We start from the raw sequence: 12,175 nt of genomic DNA on the forward strand, positions 1-12,175 counted from the left end.
TGATATGACACAAACTATGCTTAATGCTGTAGTTAAAGATACAATAATAACTGCAGCAAAGGTATCAGCACCTATATTAATAACAGTTCTTGTACTAGGGTTGCTTATAAGCATACTGCAAGCAACAACACAAATACAAGAACAAACATTGACATTTGTACCTAAATTAATAGCAACAGCTGTTGTGGGAATATTTTTAGGAAGTTGGATGCTGGAAACAATTATGTCTTTTACAACTAGAATCTTTGATATGATTTCGAAGATTACTACATAATAGGAGGTAAGGCATTGTGGTGGATACAGCCTACTTTCTTTCATTATTTTTAATATTTCTAAGGATTACATCATATTTTATAGCTGTTGAAGTATTTTTTCCAACAGGAACCCCTCAAGTTTTACAGGGAGCATTTTCGCTTATACTTGCAGTTGGAATTATATCTGGAATAGATTATTCAACAATAAATTCTATTAATACTGGATATGCTTTGGCTTTTGGTGCAATAAGTGAAGTGATGACAGGAATAATACTAGGATACATAACTAATTTAGTTTTTCAAGCAGTGAAGTTAGCGGGTGCATGGATGGATATTCATGCAGGATTTTCTATGGTTACTCTATTAGATCCAAGTAGCCATACAACTTCTACTTTACTTGGAAATTTTTCTTATTTTATTGCGCTAGTTTTCTTTTTTTTAATAGATGGGCATCATATAATTATAAAGATGTTAGTTGAAAGCATAAATATAGTTCCAATTGGAAAAACAATAGTTTATCAAGAGTCCTTGATGGGAGTTATGCAAACTATATTTTCTTATTTTGCATTAGGTGTTAAAATAGCAATACCACTTGTATTAATACTTATAATAACAGATTTGTGTTTAGGGTTAATTTCAAGAACGGTGCCTACAATTCCAATCATGATTTTTGGTATGCCAATTAAAAATATATTGGGACTTGTAACATTTATCATACTATTACCATTAATGCTTAAGTTAGTTGGGACAGCTATATACAATGTACCAAATATTTTCAGGGAAATAGTTAATTTAATCCCCTTAGTGCCAATGGCTTTGATTTTTGCTGGTGATGATAAAACAGAAGAAGCCACACCCAAAAAGCAATCTGAATCTAGAAAAAAAGGGCAGATAGCTAGAAGTAAAGATGTATCAGTAGCAATTACAATGGTTGTTTGTACAATGCTTATTTCTATTTTATGGGGAACATTAACTAATGGGTTTAAAAATGTAATTATTTATTTTTTTAAATTTCCTATGTTAGAAACCTTAAATGAAGGAGGAACACTTTCTAATATAATAATTACAGTTGCATTAAAAGTGGCAGGATTGATTTTACCATTTGCATTACCTATAATGTTAGGTGGAATTATTGCTAGTTTGCTTCAAACAGGTTTTTTATTTACAAAGGAACCTTTAAAGCCTTCTTTTGGAAAGTTAAATCCATTATCAGGAATGAAAAATATGATATCAAAAAGAAGTTTAGTGGATTTATCTAAAAATATGGTTATAATAAGTATAGTATCATATTTGGCTTACAGTTATATAGTATCAAATTATCAAAATATTTTAGGAATTTCCAATTTATATTTACCATCATTAGGTGATGAGGTTAAAAATCTAGTATTAGGTATTTTTAAAAAGATAAGTATTGTTCTTGTTGTTGTTGCAGCTATTGATTATGTTTTGCAAGTTAGAATGCATAATAAAGAGATGAAAATGACCAAACAAGAAGTCAAAGATGAATATAAACAATCAGAAGGAGATCCTCAAGTAAAAGGGAAAATAAAGCAAAAGCAAAGAGAAATTGGTATGAGAAGAATGATGCAATCTGTTGCAGATGCTACAGTTGTAATCACAAATCCTACTCACTTGGCTATTGCATTAAAATATGAAGAAGGTGGCAGTATGGAAGCTCCCAAAGTTGTAGCAAAAGGAGCTGACTATATAGCGTTAAAAATAAAGAACATAGCTAAGGAACATGATGTTCCTGTTATTGAGAATAAGCCGCTTACAAGAATGATGTATGATAGGGTAGAAATAGATGATGATATACCTCAAGACTTATATCAAGGTGTTGCAGAGATTTTAGCAATAGTAATGAAGCTTAAAAAGAAATAGTCACAGTTATAAAAGGGGAGGATTAGGTTTTGGAATTCGGGAATAAAAGGTTAAATATAAAAGATAATTTAGATGTACTAGTAGCATTTGGAGTTATAACAATAGTTCTTATGATAATAATACCTTTGCCAAAAGAAATAGTAGATTTACTTTTAGCACTAAACATAACAATTTCTATAGTTATAATTTTAATTACAATGTTTACAACTAACGTATTACAACTTTCAGTCTTCCCTACATTGTTGCTGGTTACAACATTATTTAGGTTAGCACTTAACATATCTTCAACGAGATTAATACTTACAGAAGCAGATGCAGGGACTATTATTACAGCTTTTGGAAATTTTGTTGTACGTGGAAATTATGTTGTTGGTATTATAATATTTTTAATTATAGTAGTAATACAATTTATGGTTATTACAAATGGTGCAGGAAGAGTTGCAGAAGTATCTGCTAGATTTACACTTGATGCTATGCCAGGCAAGCAAATGAGTATAGATGCAGATTTAAATTCAGGAATGATTGATGAAGTTACAGCTAGAAAAAGAAGACAAGATCTTCAATCAGAAGCTGATTTTTATGGTTCTATGGATGGTGCGTCTAAGTTTGTTAAAGGAGATGCTGTAGCTGGTATTATTATTACTGTCATAAATATAATAGGTGGTATTATAATTGGCGTGATTGGAAAAAACATGACTGCAGCACAAGCAGCTCAAACGTATACTATATTGAGCGTGGGAGATGGGCTTGTGAGCCAAGTACCTGCATTACTTATATCTACAGCATCAGGTATTTTAGTTACACGTTCAGGAAGTGTAGATAATTTAGGGAATACATTATCTAAACAATTAACAGCTTTTCCTATTGCGACTGGAATTGCAAGTGCATTAATGTTATTTATGGGAATTATACCAGGTATGCCTAAGATTCCATTTTTTGTTGCATCTATAGCTATGGGTGGGTTAACTTATTTACTTTATAAAGATGAAGCAGAAAAAGAAGCAAGAGAATATGTATCAGAAGAAGAAGAAATTATTCAATCAGAACGTAAAGAGCCTGAAAATGTTATGAATTTAATTTCTGTAGAACCAATGGAAGTTGAGATAGGATATGGGCTTATACCTCTTGCAGATGAAGCTTCTGGTGGAGATTTACTTCAAAGAATTGCATCTGTTAGAAGACAGTGTGCAATAGAAATGGGAATTGTTGTCCAACCCATAAGAATTAGAGATAATCTTCAACTTAAGACTAATGAATATATAATTAAAATTAGAGGTACAATGGTTGTTTCATCAGAATTAATGCCAAGTATGCTGCTTTGTATGGATCCAACTGGTGAAAATTCAGATATGCCAGGAATAAAAACAATTGAGCCAACTTTTGGACTTCCAGCAGTTTGGATAAATAAGGATCAAAGAGAAGAGGCTGAAATTAAGGGCTTAACAGTAGTTGATCCAACGACTGTTATGGTAACTCATTTAACTGAAACTATAAAAAGTCATTCTTATGAATTACTTGGAAGACAAGAAGTTAAGCTTATTGTGGATAATGCTAAAGAAAAATATAGTGCGGTGGTTGAAGAACTTATACCAGATTTATTATCTATTGGTGAACTTCAAAAAGTATTACAAAATTTACTTAGAGAGAAAGTTCCAATTAAAGACGTTGTTACTATACTTGAATCTTTGGCAGATAATTCTAAGAACACTAGAGATTTAGAAGTGTTAACTGAATATGTTAGATTTGCATTAGCTAGAACAATATGTAATCAAATTGTTGACGAAAATAAAACAATCACAGTTGTAACATTAGATCCTGAAATAGAAGAGATAATAGCAAACAATACTCAAAAATCAGTTCAAGGCTCTTTCCCAACAGTAGATCCCGACACAACTACAAAAATACTTACAAGTATAAAGAATGTTGTGGAATCAGTTTATTTTTATAATAATCAACCTCTTATATTGGTTTCTCCTAATATAAGGCCTGTATTTAGAAAATTAATAGAAATGGTATTTCCTCATATTATGATAATTTCTTTAAATGAAGTGCCAAATGACGTTCAAATTAATAGTGAAGGAGTCGTAAGAATATAGATGATTATGAAAAAATATCTTGTGAAAAATATGAATGAAGGTTTGACTCGCATTAGATATGAATTGGGAAAAGATGCTATTATAATAAGTCAAAGAAAAGTTAGAAAACCAGGATTAAAAGGTTTATTCTCAAAGAAAGTAATAGAGGTTACAGCAGCTGTTGAAAATTCGTCTAATCAAGATAAAAGCAATTATTCTAATCAAGATGTAAATCATTCTAAAAAAGATGAAGAATTTCAAAACTCTTTGGAAAGCATTAAGAAATTGATGCAAGATGAAGTATTAGCGAAGGAAAATACAGTTAAAATTAAAGAAACGGAGAGTATTGGAGAGATAAACCGTAAAATATTGGAGCATAATGCTAATATTGAAAAAGAAAAAGCTGAGATGGATAAGCAAACAGAAAATAATATTATTAAATCAGAAAATAGTATTAAAGAATTAAAGTCTCTAAAAAATCAAAAAGAAGATTTAGAGAAGAATAATATAGAAGCGATACATAAGGAAGTAAGTGAATTAAAAGATCTATTAAATAAAGTAATAAAAAATAATTCGGTAGATGAAGAATCAAATGATTCTTTGAAAGAAAAATTAAGAGTTTTAGAAATTGATGAAGATTTTCAAGATGAGATTGTGCAATCAATAAAAGAAAATTCTAAAGATGAGATTAATGAAACAGAAGCATTGAGAGACGTGTTTGAAAGAGATATTTTAATATCTAAAAAAAGTTTAAATGGGCGTGTTGTATTAGTTGGTCCAACAGGAGTTGGGAAGACAACTACAATAGCAAAACTTGCAGGAAGACTTGCTCTTATTGAAAAAAAGAAAGTTGGATTAATAACAGTAGATACATATAGAATTGGAGCAATAGAACAGTTAAAGACTTATGCGGAAATAATGAATATTCCTTTTCAAGTGGTTATTACAATGAAGGAAATGGAAGAAGCTATTGAAAGCATGAAAGATTGTGATGTGGTACTTATAGACACAACAGGAAGAAGCTGTAAGAATGCAATGCAAATATCTGAACTTAGAGCTTTTGTTCAAAAAGCAAATCCTACTCATATTAGCATGGTAATAAGTGCAACTACTAAAAATAGTGATATAAAAAATATATTAAAAGGATATTCGCAGCTTGAATATGATAATATCATTATTACAAAACTTGATGAAACTAATGTATATGGCTCTTTGTATAATATAGCTAAGATAGCAAATAAGCCAGTTAATTTTATAACTATAGGTCAAAATGTACCAGATGATATAATGGTGCCTACAAAAGAAGAAGTTGCAAACTTCATTCTAGGGGAGGAAATTATATGCTAGATCAAGCAGAAGCATTAAGAAAATTGATCACTAATGAAGAACAACAAAGTAAAAATACAAGTAGTAAAATTATAACAATAACATCAGGAAAAGGTGGAGTTGGAAAGAGTAATTTTGTTGTTAATCTAGCTATAGCACTTCAAAATAAAGGAAAAAAAGTTTTGATTTTTGATGCAGATTTAGGTATGGGAAATGATGATGTATTAATGGGATTATATCCTAAATATAATATATTTGATATTATATATACTGATTTAGAAATAAAGGATATAATTATAGAAGGAACTAATGGAGTAAGTTTGATTCCAGCAGGTTCTGCCTTAAGCAAAGCCCAAGAATTAGAAGAAAAAGAAAGAAAATTATTTTTAGAAAAGTTAGAAACGTTAGATGAATTTGATTATATATTAATGGATACTGGTGCTGGTGTTAATAGAGATGTGTTGTCATTTATAGCAGCATCAGAAGAATTGATTATAATAACAACTCCTGAACCAACTTCTTTAACAGATGGATATAGCTTAATTAAAGCTACAGATCATTATAAGCTTAAAACAAAGGCAAAAATTATAGTGAATAAAGCTTTTTCAAAAGAAGAAGGCCAAGAGACTTATAATAAATTTGATAGAGCAGTCAGTAGATTTTTAAAGATTGAAATTGAATACTTAGGATGTATACTAGAAGATAGGAAGTTAGTACAAAGTGTAAGACAGCAAAAACCATTTATAGTACTATATCCTAATTGTGATGCAGCTAAGGGGATAGAAGCTATATCTTTGAAACTTATAGGGCAGGAGATAAATGCATCTAATGGAGCAAAAGGGCTATTTAAGAGGTTGTTTAATATATTTTCATAGGAGGATTTTAAGGTGCAGGATTTTAGGTTGAAAATTAATGATAGAGTAGAGGTAATTGAAGAAGAAAAAGCCTATAAAGCTTTAATTATAGACATGCAAGATGACTTTTTTAGAATAAATTTACCTGTTAATGATGGTAATTATTTAATGTTAAATTCAAATGAAAAAGTTGAAATGAATTGTTATTTAGAAGATGGCAGGTGTTTTAAATTTTATACAACAGTAATTTCAAGAGGTAAAGAAAATAATATAATATATTATAAAATGTCTCAACCTTTTAATATAGAGAAAATACAAAGGAGAAATTTTTTTAGAGTAGATTTAACAGATATGATTGAATACAAAAAAATTACATTAGTTGAGGAAGATGATTTTGATAATATACCTTATAAAAAAGGGATAATGATAGATTTAAGTGCTGGTGGATTAAAACTTAAGACAAAGGATAATATAGGAAATGATGATTTGCTTTTAGTTAAGATGAAGTTAAATGAGGCTGAAATAAATTTAAAATGTGATATTGTTAGAATTCAAAATACCGAAGATAAAGAAAAATTATGCGGTTTAAGATTTATAGATATTATACAAGCTCAAAGTGAATTGATAGTAAGAGAGCTTTTTAAAATAATGAGAAGACAAAGAGCAAATTCATAAATATAATTATAATTGAAAATAATGTCTTGTGGTATATGGGATATAGTATAGATAGAAGGTAGGAGGTAATAAGATATGCACATGATAAATGAAGTGGATGGGAAAGAACAAATAATACAAGAATATATTCCACTAGTAAAATATATTGCCTCTAGAGTTATGTTTGGTAAAAACAAATATATGGAATATGAGGATTTGGTTAGTTATGGAATGATCGGACTTATGGATGCATTAAATAAATTTGATAATACAAAAGGTATGAAGTTTTCATCTTATGCATCTATAAGGATAAAAGGTGCAATGATTGACGAATTAAGAAGAAATAGACCAATATCTAAGGGGGCAATGGATAAGTTAAATAGATATAATAAGGCTATTGATACGTTGCAAGGAGAACTAATGCGAGAACCTACAAATGATGAAATTGCTAAATATTTGAGTATTTCTTTAAGTGAAGTTGCAGAAATTGAAAACTATATAAATTATATTTCAATGGTGTCTTTAGAAAGTGTGATTTTCTCGGATGATGAAGATGTAAATCTTATTGGAATTATAGAAGATAAAAATAGTCCAAGTCCTGATTCTTATCTGCAAGATAAAGAACAGCTAGAAGTTTTAACCAAAGCAATAAGTTTACTTAAAGAAAAAGATAGGACTATATTAAATCTTTATTATTATGAAAGATTAACTTTAAAGGAAATAGGTGCAATATTAAGTGTATCTGAATCAAGAGTATGTCAATTACATAGTAGGTCAATTAGTAATTTAAGAGAATGCATGAAAAAGTTGCATTATATTGACCAATAGAGCAGAGGTGTTTTATGCCATTCATATTATTAATAATAGGAATTATTTTAATAGTTTATAATTATCGTACTATTAAGCGAGAAAATCAAACAAAGCAAGAAGAGGGTAGTTTAGATATATCATTTCAAAGTGTATTACAAGATAATAAGGAAGAATTAGATGATTATAAAATGGAGCTTGGACTTTTAAGAAAAGATATAGCTGAAAGTTTAACAGAATTACAAGAAGAAATTTTTCATATAAAAAAAGATATAAATAGACTTAAGGGTAACAGTAAAATATACGAAAATAAAGAAGGTTTAGAAAATAGTTATCATATCAATGAAAATAATGTGGAAACTACTATAAATCACCTTGATTCTAAGTTAGAAGATGAAAAAGAAGAAATTAAGGAGTCAAGTCATATTAATGATGAAATAGATAACAGTATGTTTTTTGATTCTGAGATAAATGATGGAGTAATATCTGAAATTAATTTTTCTGAAAAAGTGGATAGTGATAAAACTACAAGTATTAAAAAACTTTTAAGTGAAGGATTAACAGAGGAGCAAATATGTCATAATTTATCTGTGAGCAAGGGGGAAGTGCTATTAGTAAAGGGTTTATTCAAAAAATAAAAAAGAATGTCTCTTTTCTCCTAGATAAAAGAATTTGTTTGGGTATAGGAATTGGATTAGTTCTAGGTGTTATATTTATGTTTGGATATAAATATACAGCAACTCTTTCAGATAGCCAGATAGAAGAAAGAGCTAGAGGATTAGGTATGATTTATGAGAATGAGAGTAAGGCTATTTTAAAAGGAGAGAATTAAATGATAAGAGGATTTTATAATTCCATTTCTGGTTTAATAACATTACAAAATGAGCAAGAAGTAACTACCAATAATATTACAAATGTAAATAATACTGGTTATAAGAAACGTGAACTTACAAAAAGTAGTTTTGAAGATGTAATGATATCTAATAGGCAAAAGCTTGTAGATGGTAAATATGTTAAAAATGATATTGGAAATTTAAATTTAGGGGTAAAAATTAATGATGTAGAAACAGCTTTTACTCAAGGACCGCTTAAGTCTACAGATAGTATGACCGACTTTGCTATTGATGGAAGAGGTTTCTTTGTAGCACAAAATGGTAATCAAGAAGTCTACACAAGAGATGGAAACTTTAAAATTAATCAGCAAGGGTATTTAATAACCAATGATGGTAGTGAGGTTTTAGGAACCAATATTGCAACTGGTGCCAGAGAACATATATATATAGGAGATTCAAAATTTTCTTTAGATGGACAAAATAATATTGACATTGATGGTATTGGTCCTACTCATAAGCTAATGACTGTTGATTTTACAAATGAGGATTATAAGTCATTAGAGCCACTTGGGGATAACTATATGACAAAAAATACACCTATATATGATGCGGTGGTTAATGTAAGACAAAATTTTCTTGAAAGTTCAAATGTTGATCCTTCAGCAGAATTAGTAAAGCTTATGGAAATAAAAAGACAATTTGAAACAAATCAGAAATTTGTTAAGATGCAGGATGAAACTGTTCAAAAAGCTGCAACTGAATTAGGGCGTGTATAATTATAATATATAAAGATAGGAGGGAATAATATGTTTAATATATTTGGAACTGCAAGAAGTGGTATGACTGCATATCAAGAAAAACTTGATTATCTTTCAAATGACTTGGTTAACAGTACAACAACAGGGTATAAGAGTACAGATGTAGGATTTAAAGATCTTTTGACAGAGTCATTAGATAGAAATGGAACGCCGTTAAAGGATAAAACAGCAATAAGTGGTACTGGAGTTAAGCTTGGTATTAATTATGCAAGAAATAAGCAAGGAAATTTGCTAACTACAGGAGGGAAAACTGATTTAGCAATAGATGGAACTGGGTATTTTGCACTTATGAAAGCTGACGGGAATGTTGTATATACTAGAGATGGTAATTTTAAAATTGACTCAAATGGGACCTTGGTTGATTCAAGTGGAAGTAAAGTATATATTGAATATGAAAATGGAGCTTCAGAAGGAGCACCAGCCTTAAAAAGTAAAGATATATCAATAGACCAATCAGGTGGTATAACTATGAAGGTTGGAGAAGAAATGGTTAAGATTGGTAATATACCTATTTTTACAGCTATTGGTGATAAAGGATTTATACCACAAGGGAACAACTATTTTACTCCAAGCTCTGATGCTCAAGTAGTAATAAGTGAGGATTATAATGTTATACAAGGAGCTTTAGAAGCATCAAATGTAGATTCTGCAGAAGTTTTTTCAGACTTAATATTAACTCAAAGAGCTTTTCAACTTAGTTCAAAAGCAATAACTACTGCTGATGACCTTTGGAGCATGATAAATGGTATGAGATAACAAATTGAAAATATTAATGTTTATAGTATGTATATGAACTTAACCTTGTTAAATGGATACAGTAAAATCATTTAACAAGGTTTTCTTTTGGGAAAGAAAAATTGAAAATTTTAGCTGCTAAGAAATCAAAAACATCATAGCGGTATTATGAATTATAAAGTGTAACCTTAATTAAGTCTTTACATTGTTTGGGTTTATAAGTAAAATAAATATGTATTATAAAATGAAGATTTATAGGAGGAATTATTTTGGAAGATATAGTTTATGTAACTGGACATAAAAATCCTGATTCAGATTCTATTTGTGCTGCATATGGTTATTCAGAATTTAAGAATAAAACTGGTAACCTTCCGACAAAGCCAGTAAGACTAGGAAATGTAAATGCAGAAACACAATTTATTTTAGATTATTTTGGAGTTAAAGCTCCTGATTTATTAGAAACAGTTAAACTTAAGATTGAAGATTTAGATATTGATACTATTGCATCAATATTACCAAGTCTTTCTTTAAAGATGGCATGGATTATTATGAGAGATAACCATATTAAATCTTTACCGGTTGTTGATAAAAATGAAAGATTAGTTGGAATTTTATCAATTTCAAATTTAACATCATCATATATGGAAATAGATGATAATAACATATTAGCTAAAAGTAAAACACCAATAGAAAATATATTAGATACACTTTCAGCTAGCAGTATATACATAAATGAAGATTGTAAAGTATTTAAAGGTAAAATTGCTGTTACTGCAATGCAACCAGAAAGCTTAAAAGAAATTGTTGATGAAGGCGATATAGCAATTGTAGGAGATAGACCAGATGTTCAAGAAGCTTTAATTGATATAAAAACATCATTAATTATAATAACAGGTTCTCATGAACTTGGAGAAAACTTACTTTCTAAAGCTAAGAAAAATGGAGTTACTATAATAAGTACGCCTCATGATTCTTTCACGGCTTCAAGATTATTAATCCAAAGTATACCTGTGAGTTATGTTATGGCTACTGATGACTTAATATCTTTTTCAAAGGATGAGTTAGTTGAAGATATTAAAGATGTTATGGCTGAAACTAGATACAATAGTTATCCTGTAACTGATGAAGAGGGAAGGGTTATTGGAACAGTTTCAAGATATCATCTTATTTCAAATCATAAGAAAAAGGTTATTCAAGTAGATCATAACGAAAGAGGTCAATCTGTTAATGGTTTAGAAGAAGCAGAAGTTCTTGAGATCATAGACCATCACAGAGTTGCTGATATTCAAACAAGCAATCCAATATATTTTAGAAATGAACCACTTGGAAGTTCATCCACTATAGTTGGAAAGTGTTATTTTGAACTTAATATGATACCATCTAAAGAAGTAGCTGGATTATTATGCGGTGCTATAATTTCAGATACCTTATTATTTAAAAGTCCAACTTGTACAGAACAAGATAAGATAGTATGTAAGAGATTAGCTGAAATAGCTGGTATTGAAAGTTTAGAAAATTTTGCAAAGGAAATGTTTAAAGCAGGAACATCTTTAAAAGGTAAAACTGTATCTCAAATTTTTAATCAAGACTTTAAACCTTTTGCAATGGGAGAAGCTAAGGTTGGAGTAGCTCAAGTTAATACTATGGATATTGATGGATTTATGCCATTAAAGGATGAAATGTTAGACTTTATGAAAAGCGAAGCAGATAGTAAAGGCTATGATGTAGTAATGTTACTATTAACTGATATATTAACAGAAGGTTCGCAAGTTTTAGTTGCAGGTGAAAGACATGATTATGTTGAAAAGACATTCAATGTTGAATTAAAAGATTCAATGGCATTTTTACCTGGAGTACTATCAAGAAAGAAACAAGTAATACCACCACTTACAAATGTAATTAATTCAATGAAATAATATAGTGTAAAACTGAGAAGTA

12 protein-coding genes are annotated in these 12,175 nt (G+C 29.5%); all 12 read left to right on the forward strand.

What is annotated here, in order from left to right:
• Nucleotides 1-4: 4 nt before the first annotated feature.
• A complete protein-coding gene (locus tag CLPUN_RS17325; RefSeq protein WP_077848497.1) occupies nt 5-274 on the forward strand; it encodes a flagellar biosynthetic protein FliQ in 270 nt (89 codons plus the stop codon).
• 16 nt (nt 275-290) lie between these two features.
• Complete coding sequence (locus CLPUN_RS17330; RefSeq protein ID WP_077848498.1) at nt 291-2,135, forward strand: fused FliR family export protein/FlhB family type III secretion system protein; 1,845 nt, start codon at nt 291-293, stop codon at nt 2,133-2,135.
• A gap of 29 nt (nt 2,136-2,164) precedes the next feature.
• Nucleotides 2,165-4,231 (forward strand): flagellar biosynthesis protein FlhA, encoded by a 2,067-nt coding sequence (gene flhA, locus CLPUN_RS17335; RefSeq protein WP_077848499.1) that lies wholly within the window; start codon nt 2,165-2,167, stop codon nt 4,229-4,231.
• Nucleotides 4,232-5,557 (forward strand): flagellar biosynthesis GTPase FlhF, encoded by a 1,326-nt coding sequence (gene flhF / locus CLPUN_RS17340; RefSeq protein ID WP_077848500.1) that lies wholly within the window; start codon nt 4,232-4,234, stop codon nt 5,555-5,557.
• A complete protein-coding gene (locus tag CLPUN_RS17345) occupies nt 5,551-6,411 on the forward strand; it encodes a MinD/ParA family protein (protein WP_077848501.1) in 861 nt (286 codons plus the stop codon). The genes flhF and CLPUN_RS17345 overlap by 7 nt, the downstream gene beginning before the upstream one ends.
• Nucleotides 6,412-6,423: 12 nt before the next feature.
• Nucleotides 6,424-7,065 (forward strand): flagellar brake protein, encoded by a 642-nt coding sequence (locus tag CLPUN_RS17350; RefSeq protein WP_077848502.1) that lies wholly within the window; start codon nt 6,424-6,426, stop codon nt 7,063-7,065.
• Nucleotides 7,066-7,140: 75 nt separating this feature from the next.
• Nucleotides 7,141-7,872 (forward strand): FliA/WhiG family RNA polymerase sigma factor, encoded by a 732-nt coding sequence (locus CLPUN_RS17355; protein WP_077848503.1) that lies wholly within the window; start codon nt 7,141-7,143, stop codon nt 7,870-7,872.
• A gap of 14 nt (nt 7,873-7,886) precedes the next feature.
• Nucleotides 7,887-8,489, forward strand: a complete 603-nt coding sequence (locus CLPUN_RS17360; protein ID WP_077848504.1) for a hypothetical protein — start codon at nt 7,887-7,889, stop codon at nt 8,487-8,489.
• Nucleotides 8,490-8,527: 38 nt separating this feature from the next.
• Nucleotides 8,528-8,683: a hypothetical protein gene (locus CLPUN_RS28360; protein WP_207652752.1), complete on the forward strand. Its 156-nt coding sequence runs from the start codon at nt 8,528-8,530 to the stop codon at nt 8,681-8,683.
• On the forward strand, nt 8,684-9,460 hold the full coding sequence (locus tag CLPUN_RS17365; RefSeq protein WP_077848505.1) for a flagellar hook-basal body complex protein: 777 nt from the start codon (nt 8,684-8,686) through the stop codon (nt 9,458-9,460).
• Nucleotides 9,461-9,490: 30 nt separating this feature from the next.
• Complete coding sequence (locus CLPUN_RS17370; RefSeq protein ID WP_077848506.1) at nt 9,491-10,258, forward strand: flagellar hook-basal body complex protein; 768 nt, start codon at nt 9,491-9,493, stop codon at nt 10,256-10,258.
• Nucleotides 10,259-10,506: 248 nt separating this feature from the next.
• Nucleotides 10,507-12,153, forward strand: coding sequence for a putative manganese-dependent inorganic diphosphatase (locus tag CLPUN_RS17375; protein WP_077848507.1), 1,647 nt, complete (start codon nt 10,507-10,509; stop codon nt 12,151-12,153).
• Nucleotides 12,154-12,175 lie beyond the last annotated feature (22 nt).

Origin of the sequence: Clostridium puniceum (assembly GCF_002006345.1) — a bacterium.
Lineage (GTDB): Bacteria > Bacillota > Clostridia > Clostridiales > Clostridiaceae > Clostridium > Clostridium puniceum.